This window comes from Kitasatospora sp. NBC_00070, from assembly GCF_045041205.1.
Taxonomy (GTDB): Bacteria; Actinomycetota; Actinomycetes; order Streptomycetales; family Streptomycetaceae; genus Kitasatospora.
The window spans coordinates 4,621,445-4,640,325 of record NZ_CP108247.1; the positions used below are offsets into that span (position 1 = coordinate 4,621,445).

Below are 18,881 nucleotides of genomic sequence, written 5' to 3' on the forward strand. Positions count from 1 at the left end.
ACGGTCAGGGGCTCGGGGCTGCACCTTTGGCAGGCGATCGAGCATCTACGGTTCAGGGGCTCGGGGAACTGCGAGGAGATCTGGCGTTCGGGTCACAGACGAAAGTGCCTGACCACCTACGCAACGATCACCTTGAAAGGGCCGGCGTCGCAGTTCCCCGAGCCCCTGGACCGTAGCCCCGAAGCACCTGCCAGGACCCGCCGTCAGGCCAGGCCGCGGCGGGCGACGGCCGGGGGGCGGATGCCCTGGATGGCGGCGACCATGTCGAGGACCTGGCGGGTCTCGGCGACCTGGTGGGCGCGGTAGATCCGGGCGCCGAGCCAGGCGGAGACCGCGGTGGTGGCCAGGGTGCCGAGCAGGCGCTCGTCGACCGGGCGGTCCAGCGTCTCGCCGACGAAGTCCTTGTTGGAGAGCGAGACCAGCACCGGGAAGCCGGTCGCGGTCATCTCGGGCAGCCGACGGGTGGCCTCCAGCGAGTGCCGGGTGTTCTTGCCGAAGTCGTGGCCCGGGTCGATGATCAGCGCGTCCCGCCGCACCCCGAGCCCTGCGGCCCGCTCGGCCAGCCCCACGGTGACCCGCAGGATGTCGGCCATCACGTCCTGGTACCCGACCCGGTGCGGGCGGGTCCGGGGCTCCGCCCCGCCGGCGTGGGTGCAGACCAGCCCGACGTCGTACCGGGCCGCGACCTCGGCCAGCTTCGGGTCGACCCCGCCCCAGGCGTCGTTCAGCAGGTCGGCGCCGACCTCGCAGACCGCCTCGCCGACCTCGTGCCGCCAGGTGTCGACGCTGATCACGGCCCCGGGGTGACGCTTCCTCAGCTCGGCCACGAAGGGGACCGTCCGGCGCAGTTCCTCCTCGACCGTCACCTCCTCGCCGGGCCCGGCCTTCACGCCGCCGATGTCCAGGATCGCCGCGCCCTCGGCCACCGCCCGGTCCGCGGCGGCGAACGCCGCCTCGTCCGCGAAGGTCGCGCCGCGGTCGAAGAACGAGTCGGGAGTGCGGTTGACGATGGCCATGATCACCAGTTCGTCCTCGCCGAATTCGCGTGGGCCCAGACGGAGTGCCACCGGTGTCTCCTCCACAGCTCGCCCGGGTGCAATGATGGGCCCCGGTCTGTTCGGGGACCATGATCCCATCTCTCTGGCCGGGTCCACTGGAAGGTACTGGAGGACAGCTCGTGTTCTGGTTGGTCGTGGTCGCGATGGCCGTGGTGGTCGGTGGAACCGCACTGGTGGCCCTGGGTGGTGGCGGGACCCTGCCCGAGGCGGTGCACGACCGGATCGCGGCCCGGTTGCCGCAGGACCGGCCGTTGAGCCGGACGGACGTGGACGAGATCCGGCTGCCGATGGCGCTGCGCGGCTACCGGATGGACGAGGTGGACGACGTGCTCGACCGCCTCGGTGCCGAACTCGCGCTCCGCGACACCCGGATCGCCGAGCTGGAGGCCACCGCGGTGCTGGTCGGCTCGGTGGAGGCGAACACGCCCGAGGGCGAGGAGCCGTTGCCCGGTCTGGAGGAGTTCACCAAGGTGACGGACCACCGGGACGGCGGGGCCGGGCTGTGACCGGGGCGGTGCTCGGCGCGGACGGCCTGCGGCGCTGCGGCTGGGGCGACTCGGCGGACGACTACCGGGTCTACCACGACACCGAGTGGGGCCGTCCGGTGCACGGCGACGACGCGCTGTTCGAGCGGGTCGCCCTGGAGGCGTTCCAGTCCGGGCTGTCCTGGATCACCATCCTGCGCCGCCGGGAGGGCTTCCGGGCCGCGTTCGCCGGCTTCGAGATCGCCGCGGTGGCGGAGTTCGACGAGGCGGACGCCGAGCGGCTGCTCCAGGACCCCGGCATCATCCGGAACCGGGCCAAGATCGCGGCCACCATCGCCAACGCCCGGGTCGCCCGCGAGCTGGACGGCGGACTGGACGCGCTGATCTGGCAGTTCGCGGTCGAGCCCGGCTCCCGGCCGGCGCCGCACACCCTGGCCGACGTACCGGCCGTGACACCGGAGTCCACGGCCCTGGCCAAGGAGCTCAAGAAACAGGGCTTCCGCTTCGTCGGCCCGACCACGGCCTACGCCCTGATGCAGGCCTGCGGCCTGGTCAACGACCACCTGATCGACTGCCACGCCCGCTGAACCCTTTTGGCACGTGGTGCACCACCAGGGGCTCGGGGCTCTGCTGTTGTGCGGCTCCGCCGCGTGGGCGACGCCGGCCCTTGCAAGGTGATCGTTGCGTAGGTGGCCAGGGACTTTCGCAGTGACCCGAGCGCCTGGGTAGTCGACGGCTGAGCGCCTGCCTACAGCGCAGCCCCGAGCCCCTGGACAGTGCAACCGAATGCCTTGCAAAAAGCCGAGCGCTCGCCCGGAGGGCCTACCGCCCGAGGTAGACCGGCTGCTCCTTGGCGACGAAGGCGTTGACCGCGATGCGGTGGTCCTCGCTGGCGCCGGCCAGCGTCTGGAGTTCGTCCTCCTTGTCGAGGAGTTCGCTCAGGGTGTGGGTGGCCCCGTACGCCAGGGCGGTCTTGATCGCGCCGAGTGCGACCGTCGGCCCCTGCGCCAGTCGCTGCGCGAACTCGCGGGCAGTGGTGGCCAGTTCGGCGGACGGGACGACCTTGGTGGCCAGCCCGAGCTGGGCCGCCTCGGCCGCCTTCACGGTGCGCGGGAACATCAGCAGTTCGGTGGCCCGGGCGTGCCCGACCAGCCGGGGCAGGGTCCAGGACGCGCCCGAGTCGGCGGTCAGCGCGACCCCGGCGAACGAGGTGTTGAAGCCCGCGGTGTCGGCCACGATCCGGAAGTCGCAGGCGAAGGCCAGCGAGGCCCCGGCGCCGGCCGCGACGCCGCCGACCGCCGCGACGGTCGGCTTGTTCATCCCGGCCAGGGCCCGGACCAGCGGGTTGTAGTGCTCGGCGACGGTCCGCAGCGGGGCGTCGCTGGTGCCGAGCAGGCCGAGGTGCTCCTTGAGGTCCTGGCCGACGCAGAACGCCTTCTCGCCCGCACCGGTGAGCAGCACCGCCCGGACGGCACCGTCCTCGGCCGCCGCGATCACGGCGTCCCGGAGCGCCACCTTGGTGGCGATGTCCAGGGCGTTCATCGCCTCGGGCCGGTTGATGGTGATGACGGCCAGGCCGCCGTCGAGTTCGAACAGCACGGAGTCGGACATGGGCGGGGCTCCCTGGGTGTCGAGGGTGGACGAAGTCAGCATGCCCGAGGGGCGCGGGTGGCGGGGAGTGTGAGGTCCGGCACCTTTTCGCGGTGCCGCCGGAGCAGTGCCGCCAGGGCTTCTGGCGGGTAATGCGGTGCTCTGGGCGGGTGTGGCCGGTGGTGCGGAGAGAGTGACGTTGGTCATCAAGCCATCCGATGCGGGATAATGGCTTCCGATCAATGCGTTCGATACCGGCGGTGGACGGACTGCCGGGACGTAGCTGAGCGGTTGCAGGAAGGGGAACGAGCATGGCGGCCATGAAGCCGCGGACGGGTGACGGCCCGCTCGAGGTCACCAAAGAGGGACGGGGCATCATCATGCGGGTGCCGCTCGAAGGCGGCGGACGTCTCGTGGTGGAGCTCACGCCGGATGAGGCGAGCGCCCTCGGTGACGCCCTGAAGGCGGCCACCGGCTGACCCAGCGGGTGATCCCGCGTTCTCCCCGGAGACACGCGCACACCGCCGAGCCCGGCTCCGGAACCTCGGAGCCGGGCTCAGTGCTGCCCGGCGGGCCCGAGGGCGGACGGCGGTGGGGTCAGCGCTTCACGGCGCAGAGCAGCCCGTCGCTGACCGGCAGCAGGGCGGGCAGCAGCAGGTCGCTCTCCCGGACGTCCCGGACCAGTTCGCGGACCGCGCGGGTCTGCGGGTCGTGGTGGTCGGGTTCGGCCAACCGGCCCTGCTGGAACACCCCTTCGAAGCAGACCACGCCGCCGGGGCGGAGCAGGCGCAACGATTCTGCAAGGTAGGCCTGCGATTCGGCCGGGTCGCCGTCGCAGAAGACCAGGTCGTACTGACCGTCCGCCAACCGGGGCAGCACGTCCAGTGCCCGGCCGGGGATGAACCGGGCCCGGTTCGGGGCGAAGCCGGCCGCGTGGTACGCCTCCCGGGCGTACTGCTGGCGGACCGGCTCCAGGTCGACGGTGGTCAGCACGCCGTCCGGCCGCATCCCGCGCAGCAGGTAGACCCCGGAGACGCCGGTGCCGGTGCCCACCTCCGCGATCGCCTTGGCGTCCACCGCGGCGGCCAGCAGCCGCAGTGCGGACCCGCCGCTCGGCCCGATCGCCCGGATGCCGGTCCGCGCGGACTGGGCCCTGGCGTAGGTCAGCACCGCGTCCTCGCCGACGAAGGTGTCGGCGAGAGCCGCGTGTGCGGGCCCGAAGTCGGTGATGGCTGCCTCTTCCGGAGCGCCTGATGTCGATATTTCCAGCCACAGATTACTGGCCGGGCGGGAACCGCGTTCGAAGACCGGCCGTTGACCCGGAAGGGAAGTGGTGATCGGCCCACGGAGCAGTGGCTCCCCGGGCGGGAATCGGTGCTTTATCCGGATCTGACGGGTGAGGTGGATATGGTGGTGGCCCTGCTGGGCAGAAGAGCCGACCGAGGAGGTGTGGCCGAGGACGACGTCCGGACGCCGTGGCACCTGAGCGGCTCTGCGTCGGCCCGTACGCCGAAGCCCGTGATGAACCAGTCTGCGCACTCCCCCCTGGACAAGTCGACCGCAGCCGACACCGTGGTGGTCGACGCCCCCGCCCCGCTCGCGACCTTCGCCGAGGGCCCCGACGCGCAGACCTGGACGCCGCCGAGCTGGGCGGAGATCGTCGAGGCGCACAGCGCCCGGGTGTACCGGCTGGCCTACCGCCTGACGGGCAATCAGCACGACGCCGAGGACCTGACCCAGGAGGTCTTCGTCCGGGTGTTCCGCTCGCTCTCCACCTACACCCCCGGCACCTTCGAGGGCTGGCTGCACCGGATCACCACCAACCTGTTCCTGGACATGGTGCGCCGCCGTCAGCGGATCCGGTTCGACGCGCTCGGCGACGACGCCGCCGAGCGGCTGCCGAGCCGTGAGCCGAGCCCGGCCCAGCACTTCAGCGACACCCACTTCGACGCCGACGTCCAGCAGGCGCTGGACACCCTGGCCCCCGAGTTCCGCGCCGCCGTGGTGCTCTGTGACATCGAGGGCCTCAGCTACGAGGAGATCGCCGCGACCCTGGGCGTCAAGCTCGGGACGGTCCGCAGCCGGATCCACCGCGGCCGTTCGCACCTGCGCGCCGCGCTCAAGCACCGTGCCCCGGGGTCCGCTCCGGGCCGGGTGCGCCGGGGCGGGGCCGAGCCGGTGGCGGTGGGTGCCGAGCCCGCCGGGGCCGATCGGGGGTCGGCGTGACCTCCGCCGAACCCACCGGCCGGGCCAGGCGAGGCTCCGGCTGGGCCCAACTCGGCCGTCGGGCCGAGCCGGTGACGGAGCTTCGGGCGGTCCCGCTGCGGGCCGCCGCCGAGCCGCCCACCGAGCAGCACCACCTCGGTGACCGGCTCTCCGCCTTCGTCGACGGCGAGTTGGACCACGACGCCCGCGAGCGGGTCCAGGCCCACCTGGCCACCTGCCCCGACTGCCTCGCCGAGGCGGACGAGAGCCGGTCCGCCAAGCAGCTGCTGACCGGCAGCGCCGCCCCCGGCCCGTCCGCACTGCTGATGGCCCGGCTGCTCGCGGTGGCCGCCCTGCCGGAGGACGACGAGCACCCCGGGGCCGGCGGTCCCGCCGTGCCCGGGGTCGGCACGCTCGGCGGCAGCCGGCTGACCGGCGGTTCGTTCGGCCGGGGTGCCGGGGCCTCGTTCGGGGGCGGTGCGCTCGGTGCCGGTGCCCCGCTGCCGGGGGTGGACCCGAGGGCCCGTCGGACGTTCCGCCCGCTGGCGGCCGCGGCCGAGCCGCCGGTGACGCGCTCCGCGCCGCTCGGCCGGCGCTTCGTCTTCGCGGCGGCCGGGGCCTTCTCGGTCGCGGCGGTCACCCTGGGCGGGGTCTCCGCGGTCTCCGGCGAGGAGCAGCACGGCACGGTCACCCCGGTGAGCGGCCCCGGCGGCTCCGTGGTGGTCCCGGTGGACTTCCCCGCCGCGTACCCGGTGCGGACGCCGGGCGGGCTGATGGCGGCGCTGCCCAGTTGGCAGCCGAGCGCGGAGGCCGACCGCCGACCCGTCGCGCCCCAGCACTACCTTCGCTGAACCACGCAGGGGGCCCGGCCGCCGGCCTGGATCTTTGCCACAGCTTCATCAAGCTGGGGCCTCGGGACACGCCGGTGGCCATTACTCTGTACTGACGCTGTCCAGATTTCATCAGGTGCCGGGAGCTCGGGTGTTCACAGACGTAGGCCCACTTGAGGTCGTGACACTGGTCATCCTGGCCATCGTGATCTTCGGCCCGGACAAACTGCCGAAGCTGATCCAGGACGTGATGGGCTTCGTCCGCAAGGTGCGCACCTTCGCGGACAGTGCCAAGGAGGACATCCGCTCGGAGCTGGGCCCGGACTTCAAGGACTTCGACTTCGAGGACCTGAACCCGAAGACCTTCGTCCGCAAGCAGCTGCTCGGCAACAACGAGGACCCGCTGGGCTTCAAGGAGATCCGGGACGGGCTGGACATCAAGTCCGTGCTCAACGACGACCCGGCGCCGAGCCGGGCGGTCTCCGACCTGACCAAGTCGGCCTCGCCGCTCGCCTCCCCGGTCACCGCCGATCCGCTGAAGAAGGACGAGCGCCCGCCGTTCGACCCGGACGCCACCTGACCCACCCCGCCTTCCGTACGCCCCGCCCGGCCGCCGCGCTGAGCGGGGCGTCGGCGGCTCCGCCGCTATTGTGCTGAGAGCCATTGATCAGTGCGGTACGAGGAGGCCCAGGGATGGACGCGACGAGCCGTGCGGTGGGGACGGCCACGGTGGGCGCCACCGTGGGAGCACAGACCCGGGCGGCGGCCGACCCGCTGGCGCCCTACCTGGCCGCCGACTTCCCCTGGTACGGCCTGGACGACGGCTGGACCGGGCGGCGCTGGCTGCTGCAGGCCGGGGCGGCGGCGGGCCGGGCCGAGCAGCCGATCGACTACGGCACCCTGGGGCACGGCGAGGAGCCCGCCAAGCACTACGAGGCCCGGGATGTCCGCAAGTTCGCCGTGGTGGTCACGGTGGCCCGCCGGGACAGCCGCCGCAGCGCGGACAACACCGGCATGCTCGAAGCCACCTCCGCCTCCTCCGCCGCCTGGCTGGCCGGTTCGGGGCTGCTCGCCGCGACCTGGCCCGGCCAGCTCGACCGTACCCTCCGGCAGGACTGGCTCGACCAGCAGAGCGCCCTCGCCTGGGACCTCGCCGACGACCTGGACGGCCCCGGCTGGTCCCCGCTCAGCCTCCCCGTCAACGGCCTCCCGCAGCCCTTCCGCTACCGCGAGTCCGAGTACGGCTGGGTGCTCGCGGGCGAGGCCCCCGGCGTCCTCCTCGGCGCCTACGGCCGTGGCGTCAGCGCCTACGGCGCCGGCTTCGCCACCGTCCCCGACCTGACGGTCTACAACGGCCGCTGAGCCCTCTCCCGGAGCCGCCCCCGGCCCGGGTACGCCGAAGGCCCCGGGAGCACCTCCCGGGGCCTTCGGTGACGTCGCGTCAGAACTTGTTCTTCGGGGTCAGCCCCAGGGAGAGGCCGGAGAGGCCGCGCTGGCGGCCGCCGAGCTTGCCGGCGATGGTGCGCAGGGCGGTGGCGGCGGGGGAGTCCGGGGCGGCCAGGACGACCGGGCGGCCGTCGTCGCCGCCCTCGCGGAGGCGGACGTCGATCGGGATCGAGCCGAGCACCGGGACGGTGGCGCCGACCGAGCGGGTCAGGGCGTCGGCGACGGTCTGGCCGCCGCCGGTGCCGAAGACGTCGATCATCTCGTCGCAGTGCGGGCAGGGCATGCCCGACATGTTCTCGATCACGCCGACGATCTTCTGGTGGGTCTGCAGCGCGATGGTGCCGGCCCGCTCGGCCACCTCGGCGGCGGCCATCTGCGGGGTGGTGACGATCAGGATCTCGGCGTTCGGGACCAACTGGGCGACCGAGATGGCGATGTCGCCGGTGCCCGGCGGGAGGTCGAGCAGCAGGACGTCGAGGTCGCCCCAGTAGACGTCGGCCAGGAACTGCTGGAGGGCCCGGTGCAGCATCGGGCCGCGCCAGACCACCGGAGCGTTGCCCGGGGTGAACATGCCGATCGAGATGACCTTCACGCCGTGCGAGGACGGCGGCATGATCATGTCCTCGACCTGGGTCGGGCGGCCCTCGACGCCGAGCATCCGGGGGATGCTGTGGCCGTAGATGTCGGCGTCCACCACGGCGACCTTGAGGCCGTCGGCCGCCATCGCGGCGGCCAGGTTGACGGTGACCGAGGACTTGCCGACGCCGCCCTTGCCGGAGGCGACCGCGTAGACCCGGGTCAGCGTGCCGGGCTTGGCGAACGGGATCTCCCGCTCGGGCGCGCCGCCGCGGAGCAGGTGCGAGAGCTCCTTGCGCTGCTCCTCGCTCATCACGTCGAGCTCGACCTGAACCTCCGTCACCCCGGCGACGCCGGAGACGGCGGTGGTCACCCGTTCGGTGATGGTCTCGCGCATCGGGCAGCCCGAGACGGTCAGGTAGATCGCGACCCGGACGGCGCCGCCGTCACCGATCTCGACCGATTTCACCATGCCGATCTCGGTGATCGGACGGTTGATCTCCGGGTCGTTGACGGTTGCCAGCGCCTCGCGTACGGACTCCTCCGTGACGCCTGCCGCAACCTCTGTCTCGTTGGCCATGCCTTGATGGTACGGCGCGCCGAAACGACGCCGACCCGGCGGTAACGTGCCGCCGGTCACAACCGGTCGGCGACGTCCCGGCGTTCGTCCAGTTCCTTGAGCAGCGCCTGCAGTTCGGAGCGGACGAAGTCGCGGGTGGCGACCTCGCCGAGCCCGTGTCGCAGGGCCGCGACCTCCCGGGTCAGGTACTCGGTGTCGGCGATGTTGCGGTCGCTGCGGGCCCGGTCCTGCTCCATGTTGACCCGGTCCCGGTCGTCCTGGCGGTTCTGCGCCAGCAGGATCAGCGGGGCGGCGTAGGAGGCCTGCAGGGAGAGCATCAGGGTGAGGAAGATGAAGGGGTAGTTGTCCCACCGCAGGTTCGCCGGGCCGACGGTGTTCCAGAGCACCCAGGCGATGATCACCACCGTCATCCAGACGATGAACCGGCCGGTGCCGAGGAAGCGGGCGATCCGCTCGGAGAGCTTGCCGAACGCCTCCGGGTCGTACACCGGCAGCGTGATGAAGCCGGGTCTGGCGGTGCGCGGCTGGTCCAGCCGGCTGCGGGCCGGGCCGGTCGGCTCGGGGCGGGGCGTACGGCGCTGGGAGCCCTCGCGGGCGCGCAGCTCCCGGAGCTCGCGCAGTTCGCGCAGTTCGCCCTGGAGGCGCTGGCGCGGGGTCTCGTCCCGGCGGCTCTTCCGGTCAGCGTCCACCACTCGCCTCGCTCTCGTGTGCGTCGCCCGCGTGCAGGGCGGCCTCGCGCCAGTCGTTCGGCAGCAGGTGGTCCAGGACGTCGTCGACGGTGACCGCGCCCAGCAGGTGGTCGGCCTCGTCCACCACCGGTGCCGCCACCATGTTGTACGCCGCCAGGTAACTGGTGATCAGCGGCAGCGGGGTGTCCGGCGGCAGCGGGTCGAGGTCGTCGTCGACCAGCGAGCCGACCAGGGTGTACGGCGGCTCGCGGAGCAGCCGTTGGAAGTGGATGGTGCCGAGGTACTTGCCGGTCGGGGTCTCGTTCGGCGGGCGGCAGACGTACACCTGGGCGGCCAGCGCGGGCTTGTTGTCGGAGATCCGGACCCGGGCCAGCGCCTCGGCCACGGTGGCGTCCGGCTCCAGCACGATGGGTTCGGTGGTCATCAGACCGCCGGCGGTGTTCTCCTCGTAGCTGAGCAGCCGGCGGACCGAGGCGGCGTCGTCCGGCTCCATCAGCCGCAGCAGCCGCTCGGCCGCCTCCTCGGGCAGGTCGGAGAGCAGGTCGGCGGCGTCGTCCGGGTCCATCGCCTCCAGCACGTCGGCGGCGCGTTCGTCCTTGAGCTTGCCGATGATCTCGACCTGGTCGTCCTCCGGCAGCTCCTCCAGGACGTCGGCCAGCCGGTCGTCGTCCAGCGCGGCGGCCACCTCGGCCCGACGCTTGGGGGAGAGGTGGTGCATCACGTTGGCCAGGTCGGCGGGGCGGAGCTGTTCGAAGGTGGCCAGCAGGTTGGCCGCGCCCTGGCCCTCCTCGACCAGCGAGAAGCCGCTGACGGCGGACCAGTCCAGGGTCAGCGTCTCGCCCTTGGCCTTGCGCAGCCGGGAGACCTTGCCGGCCTGGACGAAGACCTTGCTGATCTCCCACTCGCGGACCCGGGTCTGCACCATCGCCACGTCCAGCACGGTGACCTCGGCGCCGGTCTTGGTCCAGGTGACGGTCCGGTCCAGCAGCTCGGCCAGCACCAGGGTCTCGGACGGGCGCTGCTCGAACCGCCGCATGTTGATCACACCGGTGGTGAGCACCTGGCCGGACTCCAGGCTGGTCACCCGGGTCATCGGCAGGAAGATCCGGCGCCGGCCGACCACCTCGACCACCAGGCCGAGCACCCGGGGCGGACGTCCGCCGATCCGGAGCGAGACCACCACGTCGCGGATCCGGCCGACCTGGTCGCCGTTCGGGTCGAAGACCGCGATCCCGGAAAGATGGGAGATGAAGACCCGGCTGCCTGGCCCTGCCATGGACTTCCTCTCTCGCGACGATCCGGGCCCAGGCTACCTGTCCGGGCGCCCCGCAGCCCGCCGACCGGCGGGCGCTACGGTGGGGCCACCGACCGAGAGGGGAAGATCGTGAACGGTTCGTCACATGTCAGGATCGCCAGGCCGTCCAGGGATCTGGCGGCGGCGGAGCGGTTCTGGGTCGACGGGCTTGGCCTGAGCGTGCTGTGGCGCTCGGAGGCCGACGGGACCTCGGAGGAGCACTCCCTGCTGATGGTCGGCCGGCCCGACGCGGCCTGGCACCTGGAGCTGGTGGACGCCGGGGAGATCCAGCCCCGGCCGACCGTCGAGGACCTCTTCGTTGTCTATCTGGGCGAGCCGGTGTCGGAGCAGCTGGTGGCCCGGCTGGAGGCGCACGGCGGCCGCCGGGTGAAGGCGCACAACCCGTACTGGGAGCAGTGGGGCGTGACGGTCGAGGACCCGGACGGCTACCGGCTGGTGCTCTCCACCCGCGAGTGGTCCAACAGCCGGGCGCTGTCCGGGTCCTGACCCGGGGTCACGCGGCGGTGATCGGCTCCTGGAGTTCGGTCACCCAGGTGGACGGGTCGCCCTCGCACTCGATGTACAGCTCGCGGGTGTAGCCGAGCGAGCGGTGGCCGGTGGAGTCGATCCAGCGGGCCAGCGTCTGCGAGGTCGGCAGGATGTCGTCCATCGACCCCCGGTGCACGATGGTGGCCGCCACCGGCAGGGCGGGCAGGTCGGCGACCTCGAAGCCGTGGACCGTACCGGGCTCGGCACCGACCGGGATCGCCGCGAACGCACGGACCCGCTCGGTGCCGGGCTCGTCCTCCTCGTAGTACGCCAGGCCCGGGCCGGCCGGGGTCAGCCCCGCCTCGGCGAGCAGGCCGCAGAGCCGCCCGAACAGCGGCCCGATCACCGGGCCGATGTGCTCCGGTTCGAAGCTCTCCGCCACGGCGGACAGCCGGGCCACCCGGACCGCCGGAATGCTCTTGACCACAACGTCGTCGGAAGGCATGTGCCCCTCGCTCTCGATCGTTCGGAGCCGCGACTCGACCCGGGCCAGCCGGACGGCTGCCTCCTGCACCACGGTCGCCAGCTCCGCCTGCCGCAGGCGGAGCATCCCGCGCAGCTCCTCCGCGCTCACCTGCTCGTCGACGATCGCGGCCACCTGGTTCAGGGTGAAGCCGAGATCCTTGAGCGCGATGATGCGGTTGAGCCGGGCGAGCTGGGCCGCCTCGTAGCCCCGGTACCCGGTGAACGGGTCCACCCGGGCGGGGAGCAGCAGGCCGATGGCGTCGTAGTGGCGGAGCATCCGGACGGACACCCGGCCGTGCTTCGCGAAGTCTCCGATACTGAACATGATGGGGCTACTCCACGGCCTGACACGGTGTGAGGGTCAACCTTCGGGCACGAGGCGCACCACCAGGGGCGCTGTTGTGCGGCTCCGCCGCGAGGGGCGACGCCGACCTTTTGGCAGGTGCTTCGGAAGACTCAGAGCCCCGAGCCTCTGGACCGTAGATGCCCGGGCGCCTGCCCAGGGTGCAGCCCCGAGCGTCAGCGGGTGCGCTTGAAGAGGAGCTTGGGGAGACCCGCCGGGATGGGCTTGCGGGTGGTGGCCGGGGTGGGCATCGGGGTGGTGGCGTGGGAGTCGTCCGGCATGGCACCGGGCTGCTCGGTGAGCGGGCCGGTGGGCGTCAGCCGGAGGACGCGGCAGTCCCGGGCCCACCGCTCGGCGATGGTGTCGGTGTCGGGGGCGTTCAGGCGCTTGCCCTTGAGCTCCTCGACCGCGCCGAGCCAGGCGTCGCTGCCGGGGGCGAGCTCGCTGACGGTGGCCGGCCAGGCGGTCAGGCGGCCCCACTTGTCCTTGCTGCGGACGGTGACCTCGGCCTGCTGACCCGCCGTCAGCCCGTGCAGGGGCTGCTCGATGCCGTCGCCGACCACCACCACCGCGCCGTCGTGCCAGGCGTGCCAGAGGGCCCGGCTCTGCGGCTGCCCGTCGGCCCGGACCCAGAGCAGGCCGGACTTCTTCGCGGCCTCCTCCAGCAGGGCCCGGTCCAGCGTGGCCCGGTCGGGTCCGGTGGCGGCGTCGGTCGTCGTAGGCTCCATGGCCGACAGCGTAAGGCTTCACCCCCGGGTGTTGTCGGCGTGGTGTCTCACGGCGCAGGACGACAGTTCCATGGGTCCGTTACAGCCCTTACCGTGGTGTCCGTCCGCATCCCGTCCCCGTTCCGTCGCCCCGAGGAGAGCTGTGCCCGCCGCCCGGCCCGACACCGCCACGCCCGCCCCGCCGGCGGCCCCCGCGCCCGCCACCCACCCGGCCACCCTGCCCAAGGTGGACCTGCTGCTGCTGGCGGTCTCGATCGCCGGCATCTCGCTGTCCGCCCCGCTGATCAGTGCCACCGCCGCCCCGGCGCTGGCCATCGCGTTCTGGCGGAACGTCATGTCGGTCGGGGTGCTCGGCCCGTACGCGCTGCTCCGGCACCGGGCCGAGCTGCGCGGGATCGGCCGCCGGGCCCTGCTGCTGGCGGTGGCGGCCGGTGTGCTGCTGGCGCTGCACTTCGCGCTCTGGATGCCCAGCCTGCGGATGACCTCGGTGGCCTCGGCCACCGCGCTGGTGACCACCACGCCGCTGTGGACGATCCTGCTGATGCGGCTGCTCGGGCACCGGCCGCCCCGGCTGGTCTGGATCGGGACGTGCGTGGCGTTCGCCGGGGTGCTGGTGCTGACCGGTGTCGACATGTCGCTCTCGCCGGACGCGCTGCTCGGGGACGCGCTGGCGCTGGGCGCCGGGCTGGCCGCCGCCGGGTACATGCTGCTCGGCGCCGAGGTCCGACGGACCGTCAGCACCACGGCGTACACGCTGGTCTGCTACGCCACCACGGCCCTGGTGCTGCTGGTGGTCTGCCTGGTCGGCGGGGTGTCGATGGGTGGCTGGTCGGCCGGGGTCTGGTGGCAGATCGCGCTGCTGATGGTGGCCGCCCAGCTGCTCGGCCACTCGCTCAGCAACCGGGTGGTGCGGACCCTGGGCCCGTCGGTCACCTCGACCGCGATCCTGCTGGAGACCCCCGGCGCCGCGCTGATCGCGGCGCTCTGGCTCGGCCAGCTGCCGCCGGTGGCCGCGTACCCGGCGCTGGTGGTCATCCTGCTCGGCCTGGTGCTGGTCGCCCGGGGCGGCCGCAGCAGGACCTAGAGCCAGCCGTTGCGGCGGAAGCCCCGGTACATGCCGATGCAGAGGACGGCGATGCCGGCCATCACGATCGGGTAGCCGTACCGGCTGTGCAGCTCCGGCATGAAGTCGAAGTTCATCCCGTAGACGCCGGTGACCATGGTGGAGACGGCGAAGATGGCCGCCCACGAGGTGATCTTGCGCATGTCCTCGTTCTGCGCCACCGAGACCTGCGCCAGGTTGGCCTGGAGCAGCGAGTTGAGCAGCTCGTCGAAGCCGTGCACCTGCTCGACCACCCGGGTCAGGTGGTCGGCGACGTCCCGGAAGTACTTGCGGATGTCCGGGTCGACCAGCCGCTGGCCGGGCTCGGAAAGCTGCTGCATCGGGCGGAGCAGCGGCGAGACCGCGCGCTTGAACTCCAGCACCTCGCGCTTGAGCTGGTACACCCGGCCGACGTCCGCGCCCCGGCCGCCCTTGTTGGCGAAGACGTCGAACTCGATGTCGTCCACGTCGGTCTGCAGCCGGTCGGCGACCAGCAGGTAGTTGTCCACCACCTGGTCGGCGATCGCGTGCAGCACGGCGGACGGGCCCTTGGCCAGCAGGCCGGGGACGTCGCCGCTCTCGCTCTCCAGTCGACGGCGCAGCTCGTGCAGCGAGCTGTGCCCGCCGTGCCGGACGGTGATCACGAAGTCGGGGCCGACGAAGACCATCAGCTCGCCGGTCTCGACCACCTCGCTGGTCGGGGTGAGCTGGTCGTGCTCGACGTAGCGGATGGTCTTGAAGACCGCGAACAGCACGTCGTCGTAGCGCTCGACCTTGGGGCGCTGGTGCGCGTGCACGGCGTCCTCGACCGCCAGCGGGTGCAGGCCGAAGCGCTGGGCGATGCCCTCGAACTCGGCCTCGGTGGGCTCGTGCAGGCCGATCCAGCTGAACGGTCCGGCATCCGTCTCGCGGGCCGCGCGGACCCGGCGGGCGGCCTCCCGGGGGCTGCACCGCTCGCCGTGCCGCTTGCCGTCCTGGTACACCGCGCAGTCCACCACGGCGGACGGGGTCTGGCTCTCGTGCGCCGGGTCGAAGCCGTTCAGCTCCGCCCGGCGGGGACGTGGACGGACGGCGGCACGCAGGTTGTTGATCATCGACATGACGGGACTCCTCGGGCAGGAGGCGTCGCAGGGCGGCACGTGACAGACGGACCGTGGTGCGACGGCGGGGCGGCACGTTCAAGGCCGGCGTGGCCGGTGTTCCGGAGCCGTGCAGAAAAGTCCAGGTGCCTTGCTGGGGCGCGGTTTGGACGATGCGACTCCGGGGAATGTGCTCTCCCGGCCGGACGTGACGCTGCCTCAGGAACTCCGTCGAGGAGTGGGGCCGCCGCTCAGACGAGGGCGGGGTGAAGGCGACGCGGCCGGGCAGAGCTGCCGGTACTGCATGGTCGGCTGGTATCCACCGCGAACCACCTCCTTCACTTCGTGGCCGTGTGGCGGAGATTCTCCAGTGGCCAGCTCCATACCCTAACAGTTGACAGGGCGCCAGCGCTGGGGTCTGCACGGTCCGGACGTCAGCGGGGCGTTAGGGTCTGGCCATGGCGCACGACTTCCACGACCCCGCCGAGCTCTCCCGCGCGTCCGTGCTGGCCGCGGTCGAGGCCCGCCTGCTGGCAACTTTCGGCGAACCGGGCGGCCGGGCCGCCGTCACCTTCCTCGGCGCGGACCGGATCGAGGTGCTCCGCTTCGGGCCGGACCCCGACGGCCTGGTGAGGTATGTCACGCTCGGGATGTCCGCCGCACCGATGGCCGACCCCACCTCGGTGGTGGCCGACCCGGTCCGCGGGCCCCGGGCCGAGCTGGTGCTGACGGTCCGTGGGGGCCACGACGACGTGCTCCGGACGCTGGCCACCTTCGCCGCCACCCCGCAGGTCGAGGGTCTGGTGCTGGCGCCGGGCGGTTCGCTCGACCTCGGTGCGCCGCTCTGGGCGGGCGCCCCGTTCACCTCGGTGCTGGCCGCCGAACCCGGCGGCCTGGTCCCTGACCTGGAGCTGGCCGAGCCCGCCGAGCCGGTGCGCTTCCTCCCGCTGCTGCCGATGACCCCGAACGAGGCCGGCTACAAGCGGGTGCACGGCGCGGCCGTGCTGGAGGAGCGCTGGCTCCGGTACGGCACCGACCTGCGCGACCCGCTGCGCCGGGGCGTCCCGCTGGACTGACGTCCGGTCAGGCCCCGGGTCACGGTTGGTAGTCCTTGATGAAGCCGTAGACGCCGCTGGCCACCAGCTGGACCGCGATCGCCGAGAGCAGCAGCCCGGAGAGCCGGGTGATCAGCACCACGCCGCCCTCCTTGATCAGCCGGATGATCACCAGCGAGAACCGCATGGTCAGCCACATCACCACGTGCATGGCCAGGATCGCGGTCCACACCGCCAGGTCCTGGGCCGCCCCGTGCGCGCCCTGGACCGCCAGGATCACCGCGACGATCGCGCCGGGCCCGGCCAGCAGCGGGGTGCCGAGCGGGACCAGGGCGACGTTCACGTCCTTGGTCTGGGTCGGCTCCTCGATCTTGCCGGTGAGCAGGTCGAGCGCGATCAGCAGCAGCAGGATGCCGCCGGAGACCTGGAGCGCCGGGATCGAGACGTGCAGGTAGTCCAGGATCTGACGGCCGAACAGGCCGAAGCAGGTGATCACCCCGAGTGCCACGGCGGCGGCCTGCCAGGCCATCCTGCGCTGCACCTTGGCCGCCCGGCCGGAGGTGAGCGCCAGGAAGATCGGGATGGTGCCCGGCGGGTCCATGATCACGAAGAGGGTGACGAAGAGCGACCCGAAGGTCGTGACGTCGAAGAAGCTCATGCGAGCGGATCGTTCTGGGGGATTGCGCGGCTCATGTGACGAATTGTCCGATCCGCCCGCCGCTGACGCGCGCTCAGCGCGCCGGGCTTCACCCGGCGATCGGCTGCACTCCGGTCGCCTGCGCCAGCAGCGCCTCGTACACGGCGGGGTCGGTGGTGTACTCGCCGAGCCGGACGGTCTTGCGGTGACCGTGGTAGTCGCTCGACCCGGTGGCCAGCAGCCCCAGGTCGGCCGCCAGCCCGCGCAGCCGGGCCCGGGTCTCCTCGTCGTGGTCCAGGTGGTCCACCTCCAGGCCGCCCAGACCGGCCGCCGCCAGGTCGGCGATCACCTGGTCGGAGACCGTCCGGCCGCGCTTCACCGCGCCCGGGTGGGCGAACACCGGCACCCCGCCCGCCGCCCGGACCAGCCGGACGGCCGTCGCCGGGTCGGTCTCGTGCTTGGGCACGTCGGCCCGGCCGCCGTTCGCCAGCCAGTCGTGGGTGAAGGCGTCCGAGACGGTCGCCACCACGCCCGCCTCGACCAGCGCGCTGGCGATGTGCGGACGGCCCACCGAACCGGTGCCGGCGATCCGCTCGACCTGCTCCCAGCTGATCGGCGCGCCCAGCTCCCGGCAGCGCTCCACCACGGCCCGCCCCCGGCGGAACCGGTCGGTGCGGACCAGCTCCCGCTCGGCGGCGAAGGCCGGCTCGGCCGGGTCGAAGAGGTACGCCAGCAGGTGCAGGCTGACGCCGCCGACCCGGCAGGACAGCTCGGCCCCCGGCACCAGGGTCAGCCTGGTGCCCCGGACCGCCTCGGCCGCCTCGGCGTGGCCCGCCACCGTGTCGTGGTCGGTCAGCGCGACCACGTCCAGACCGGCGGCCACCGCGTTCGCGACCAGCTCGGCGGGCGAGTCGGTGCCGTCCGAGGCGTTGCTGTGGGCGTGCAGGTCGATGCGCACGGGTGACGGCTCCTCAGGGATCGGGGAGCCCCAATCTACGCGCCCGGCGCCCCGCTCAGCCGAGCAGCCGAGGGGACAGCGCCCCGCAGGGCAGCAGCCCGAGCTCGGCCCCCGCGTCCCGCAGGTCGGTGAGCACCAGCTCGTCGTACATCATCAGCGCGGACTGCTCGGGCCAGGCGATCGCCCAGAGCCAGAGCCCGCGCGCCTCGCCGACGTAGACCGCCCGGTCGTCCGGCGCCTCGGGGACGTGCCACATCGGGGTCGGCCGGCCGGCGGCCGTCACCTTGGCGTCGGCCGGCTTGTAGAGCGAGACGCTGGGGCCGGGATCGGGGCCGGGCAGGCCCGCGTACCGGGCACCGAGGCCGACGCCGAGCTCCTCGGCGACCAGCACCAGCTCGCCGAAACCGCCCAGCGGCCCGGGGCCCGAGCAGGCCACGGCGGTGGCGCGGGCGCCGGAGACGTCGTCCCCCGCGTGGGCGATGCCGGTGAACAGCCAGCCGACCGGCAGCGGCCACGGCAGCCAGACCGGCACCTGGGACCGGGCGACGGCGACCCCCAGCGCCTCGACGCTCGGTGGCAGCACCGGCTGCATCGGGTGCACGGCGCCGTGCTGGTCACACTGCCAGGTGTCGGAGAAGAGACCGGGCGCGCGGACCCGGCCGGCGCACCTCGGGCAGCTTGGCTCGCCCCTCATAACGGACAACGCTCCTCCCTCCGGAGCGCCGCGTCAAGGACGATCACCCGGATGGAGTGCGGTTCCGTCCGGGCCGGTGGCAGCCCCGTTGGGGGATGTCCCGTGGCGGGCGGCGGCAAACGTCGGGCAGCTCGGAGCGGGTCGCGCGGCGGACGCACTGACGCCCCGTCACCGTTGTTGCCGGTGACGGGGCGTCAGTGCTGATCGGGGTCGCGGAACCGGCCGGAGCCGACCCGGCACCCGTCACACCGTCTTGAACGGGCGGATGTACAGGCGCTCGCCGGTGCGGGCGGCCCGCTCCACGAACTCGCGGACGGTGTCCGCGTCGGCGATCAGGGTGTCGGTGGCGGTGCCCTGGACGTCGTCCAGGCGGAGGATCTCGAAACGCATGGGTCTCTCCCTTCCCTGCCTCACTGCATGACTGAGGCTTCAACTGACAGCTCGGTCTTCGTCGTCCGGGGTGCTGCTGTCGTACTGCTTCACCAAACGACACCGGGCGGAAGCCGATCGAGCCTCAT

Annotated in this window: 23 protein-coding genes; 10 read left to right on the plus strand and 13 right to left on the minus strand. The window is 72.7% G+C overall.

The window, feature by feature from the left end; translation table 11 throughout:
* Window positions 1-203 precede the first annotated feature (203 nt).
* Complete coding sequence (gene folP / locus OHV05_RS21340; RefSeq protein ID WP_405021509.1) at window positions 204-1,016, minus strand: dihydropteroate synthase; 813 nt, start codon at window positions 1,014-1,016, stop codon at window positions 204-206.
* Window positions 1,017-1,177: 161 nt separating this feature from the next.
* On the opposite strand from folP, the gene OHV05_RS21345 reads away from it, so the two are divergent.
* Together OHV05_RS21345 and OHV05_RS21350 are read left to right on the plus strand one after the other, a co-directional pair.
* On the plus strand, window positions 1,178-1,564 hold the full coding sequence (locus OHV05_RS21345; RefSeq protein WP_405019101.1) for a DivIVA domain-containing protein: 387 nt from the start codon (window positions 1,178-1,180) through the stop codon (window positions 1,562-1,564).
* Window positions 1,561-2,130: a DNA-3-methyladenine glycosylase I gene (locus tag OHV05_RS21350; protein ID WP_405019102.1), complete on the plus strand. Its 570-nt coding sequence runs from the start codon at window positions 1,561-1,563 to the stop codon at window positions 2,128-2,130. The genes OHV05_RS21345 and OHV05_RS21350 overlap by 4 nt, the downstream gene beginning before the upstream one ends.
* A gap of 235 nt (window positions 2,131-2,365) precedes the next feature.
* Here the strand turns inward: OHV05_RS21350 and OHV05_RS21355 are convergent, their stop codons facing one another.
* Window positions 2,366-3,154 (minus strand): enoyl-CoA hydratase-related protein, encoded by a 789-nt coding sequence (locus OHV05_RS21355; protein WP_405019103.1) that lies wholly within the window; start codon window positions 3,152-3,154, stop codon window positions 2,366-2,368.
* Window positions 3,155-3,444: 290 nt separating this feature from the next.
* Between OHV05_RS21355 and OHV05_RS21360 the strand changes: the two genes are divergently transcribed.
* Window positions 3,445-3,612 (plus strand): DUF3117 domain-containing protein, encoded by a 168-nt coding sequence (locus OHV05_RS21360; protein ID WP_082597987.1) that lies wholly within the window; start codon window positions 3,445-3,447, stop codon window positions 3,610-3,612.
* Between the two features lie 118 nt (window positions 3,613-3,730).
* Here OHV05_RS21360 and OHV05_RS21365 read toward each other — a convergent pair whose 3' ends face one another.
* On the minus strand, window positions 3,731-4,396 hold the full coding sequence (locus OHV05_RS21365; protein ID WP_403035118.1) for an O-methyltransferase: 666 nt from the start codon (window positions 4,394-4,396) through the stop codon (window positions 3,731-3,733).
* Between the two features lie 258 nt (window positions 4,397-4,654).
* Here OHV05_RS21365 and sigE point away from each other — a divergent pair, with 258 nt between their 5' ends.
* The 4 genes from sigE (at window position 4,655) to OHV05_RS21385 (ending at window position 7,530) form a co-directional block, all read left to right on the plus strand.
* Window positions 4,655-5,359: an RNA polymerase sigma factor SigE gene (sigE, locus tag OHV05_RS21370; protein ID WP_403035121.1), complete on the plus strand. Its 705-nt coding sequence runs from the start codon at window positions 4,655-4,657 to the stop codon at window positions 5,357-5,359.
* Complete coding sequence (locus OHV05_RS21375) at window positions 5,356-6,189, plus strand: anti-sigma factor (RefSeq protein ID WP_405019104.1); 834 nt, start codon at window positions 5,356-5,358, stop codon at window positions 6,187-6,189. The genes sigE and OHV05_RS21375 overlap by 4 nt, the downstream gene beginning before the upstream one ends.
* A gap of 130 nt (window positions 6,190-6,319) precedes the next feature.
* Window positions 6,320-6,748 carry a sec-independent translocase gene (locus tag OHV05_RS21380; protein WP_405019105.1) on the plus strand — a complete coding sequence of 143 codons (429 nt, stop codon included), beginning with the start codon at window positions 6,320-6,322 and terminating at the stop codon, window positions 6,746-6,748.
* A 113-nt stretch (window positions 6,749-6,861) separates the two neighbouring features.
* On the plus strand, window positions 6,862-7,530 hold the full coding sequence (locus OHV05_RS21385) for a hypothetical protein (RefSeq protein ID WP_405019106.1): 669 nt from the start codon (window positions 6,862-6,864) through the stop codon (window positions 7,528-7,530).
* Window positions 7,531-7,609: 79 nt separating this feature from the next.
* On the opposite strand, the gene OHV05_RS21390 is transcribed toward OHV05_RS21385, so the two are convergent.
* Genes OHV05_RS21390 through OHV05_RS21400 form a run of 3 tightly spaced genes read right to left on the minus strand, consistent with a single transcriptional unit; the run spans window position 7,610 to window position 10,735 of the window.
* Window positions 7,610-8,770: an Mrp/NBP35 family ATP-binding protein gene (locus OHV05_RS21390; RefSeq protein ID WP_057227126.1), complete on the minus strand. Its 1,161-nt coding sequence runs from the start codon at window positions 8,768-8,770 to the stop codon at window positions 7,610-7,612.
* Window positions 8,771-8,826: 56 nt separating this feature from the next.
* The gene (locus OHV05_RS21395; RefSeq protein WP_403035122.1) at window positions 8,827-9,399 is read right to left on the minus strand and encodes a DUF1003 domain-containing protein; all 573 of its coding nucleotides are present in this window, start codon (window positions 9,397-9,399) and stop codon (window positions 8,827-8,829) included.
* A 49-nt stretch (window positions 9,400-9,448) separates the two neighbouring features.
* Window positions 9,449-10,735, minus strand: coding sequence for a magnesium transporter MgtE N-terminal domain-containing protein (locus OHV05_RS21400; RefSeq protein WP_405019107.1), 1,287 nt, complete (start codon window positions 10,733-10,735; stop codon window positions 9,449-9,451).
* Window positions 10,736-10,843: 108 nt separating this feature from the next.
* Between OHV05_RS21400 and OHV05_RS21405 the strand changes: the two genes are divergently transcribed.
* A complete protein-coding gene (locus OHV05_RS21405) occupies window positions 10,844-11,260 on the plus strand; it encodes a VOC family protein (RefSeq protein WP_405019108.1) in 417 nt (138 codons plus the stop codon).
* 7 nt (window positions 11,261-11,267) lie between these two features.
* On the opposite strand, the gene OHV05_RS21410 is transcribed toward OHV05_RS21405, so the two are convergent.
* Together OHV05_RS21410 and OHV05_RS21415 are read right to left on the minus strand one after the other, a co-directional pair.
* Window positions 11,268-12,092, minus strand: coding sequence for a MerR family transcriptional regulator (locus tag OHV05_RS21410; RefSeq protein ID WP_405019109.1), 825 nt, complete (start codon window positions 12,090-12,092; stop codon window positions 11,268-11,270).
* A 194-nt stretch (window positions 12,093-12,286) separates the two neighbouring features.
* Window positions 12,287-12,838, minus strand: a complete 552-nt coding sequence (locus tag OHV05_RS21415; RefSeq protein WP_405019110.1) for a hypothetical protein — start codon at window positions 12,836-12,838, stop codon at window positions 12,287-12,289.
* Between the two features lie 142 nt (window positions 12,839-12,980).
* Here OHV05_RS21415 and OHV05_RS21420 point away from each other — a divergent pair, with 142 nt between their 5' ends.
* Window positions 12,981-13,922: a DMT family transporter gene (locus OHV05_RS21420; protein ID WP_405019111.1), complete on the plus strand. Its 942-nt coding sequence runs from the start codon at window positions 12,981-12,983 to the stop codon at window positions 13,920-13,922.
* Here OHV05_RS21420 and OHV05_RS21425 read toward each other — a convergent pair.
* On the minus strand, window positions 13,919-15,040 hold the full coding sequence (locus tag OHV05_RS21425) for a magnesium and cobalt transport protein CorA (RefSeq protein ID WP_403034622.1): 1,122 nt from the start codon (window positions 15,038-15,040) through the stop codon (window positions 13,919-13,921). The two genes, OHV05_RS21420 and OHV05_RS21425, sit on opposite strands and share 4 nt — an antisense overlap.
* A gap of 437 nt (window positions 15,041-15,477) precedes the next feature.
* Here OHV05_RS21425 and OHV05_RS21430 point away from each other — a divergent pair, with 437 nt between their 5' ends.
* The gene (locus tag OHV05_RS21430; RefSeq protein ID WP_405019112.1) at window positions 15,478-16,095 is read left to right on the plus strand and encodes a suppressor of fused domain protein; all 618 of its coding nucleotides are present in this window, start codon (window positions 15,478-15,480) and stop codon (window positions 16,093-16,095) included.
* A 19-nt stretch (window positions 16,096-16,114) separates the two neighbouring features.
* Here OHV05_RS21430 and OHV05_RS21435 read toward each other — a convergent pair whose 3' ends face one another.
* From OHV05_RS21435 to OHV05_RS21450, 4 genes are all read right to left on the minus strand, one after another.
* Complete coding sequence (locus OHV05_RS21435; RefSeq protein WP_403034628.1) at window positions 16,115-16,732, minus strand: MarC family protein; 618 nt, start codon at window positions 16,730-16,732, stop codon at window positions 16,115-16,117.
* An 88-nt stretch (window positions 16,733-16,820) separates the two neighbouring features.
* On the minus strand, window positions 16,821-17,669 hold the full coding sequence (locus OHV05_RS21440; RefSeq protein ID WP_405019113.1) for a PHP domain-containing protein: 849 nt from the start codon (window positions 17,667-17,669) through the stop codon (window positions 16,821-16,823).
* 55 nt (window positions 17,670-17,724) lie between these two features.
* On the minus strand, window positions 17,725-18,363 hold the full coding sequence (locus OHV05_RS21445; RefSeq protein WP_403034633.1) for a DUF6758 family protein: 639 nt from the start codon (window positions 18,361-18,363) through the stop codon (window positions 17,725-17,727).
* A 243-nt stretch (window positions 18,364-18,606) separates the two neighbouring features.
* A complete protein-coding gene (locus OHV05_RS21450; RefSeq protein ID WP_184914594.1) occupies window positions 18,607-18,753 on the minus strand; it encodes a hypothetical protein in 147 nt (48 codons plus the stop codon).
* Window positions 18,754-18,881: the final 128 nt, after the last annotated feature.

Coding starts and splice junctions, on each gene's coding strand:
- OHV05_RS21445 (WP_403034633.1), bottom strand. CDS start 18,363: ATGAGGGGCGAGCCAAGCTGCCCGAGGTGCGCCGGCCGGGTCCGCGCG.
- OHV05_RS21410 (WP_405019109.1), bottom strand. CDS start 12,092: ATGTTCAGTATCGGAGACTTCGCGAAGCACGGCCGGGTGTCCGTCCGG.
- folP (WP_405021509.1), bottom strand. CDS start 1,016: ATGGCCATCGTCAACCGCACTCCCGACTCGTTCTTCGACCGCGGCGCG.
- OHV05_RS21360 (WP_082597987.1), top strand. CDS start 3,445: ATGGCGGCCATGAAGCCGCGGACGGGTGACGGCCCGCTCGAGGTCACC.
- OHV05_RS21425 (WP_403034622.1), bottom strand. CDS start 15,040: ATGTCGATGATCAACAACCTGCGTGCCGCCGTCCGTCCACGTCCCCGC.
- OHV05_RS21355 (WP_405019103.1), bottom strand. CDS start 3,154: ATGTCCGACTCCGTGCTGTTCGAACTCGACGGCGGCCTGGCCGTCATC.
- OHV05_RS21390 (WP_057227126.1), bottom strand. CDS start 8,770: ATGGCCAACGAGACAGAGGTTGCGGCAGGCGTCACGGAGGAGTCCGTA.
- OHV05_RS21415 (WP_405019110.1), bottom strand. CDS start 12,838: ATGGAGCCTACGACGACCGACGCCGCCACCGGACCCGACCGGGCCACG.
- OHV05_RS21450 (WP_184914594.1), bottom strand. CDS start 18,753: ATGCGTTTCGAGATCCTCCGCCTGGACGACGTCCAGGGCACCGCCACC.
- OHV05_RS21385 (WP_405019106.1), top strand. CDS start 6,862: ATGGACGCGACGAGCCGTGCGGTGGGGACGGCCACGGTGGGCGCCACC.
- OHV05_RS21430 (WP_405019112.1), top strand. CDS start 15,478: ATGGCGCACGACTTCCACGACCCCGCCGAGCTCTCCCGCGCGTCCGTG.
- OHV05_RS21435 (WP_403034628.1), bottom strand. CDS start 16,732: ATGAGCTTCTTCGACGTCACGACCTTCGGGTCGCTCTTCGTCACCCTC.
- OHV05_RS21400 (WP_405019107.1), bottom strand. CDS start 10,735: ATGGCAGGGCCAGGCAGCCGGGTCTTCATCTCCCATCTTTCCGGGATC.
- sigE (WP_403035121.1), top strand. CDS start 4,655: ATGAACCAGTCTGCGCACTCCCCCCTGGACAAGTCGACCGCAGCCGAC.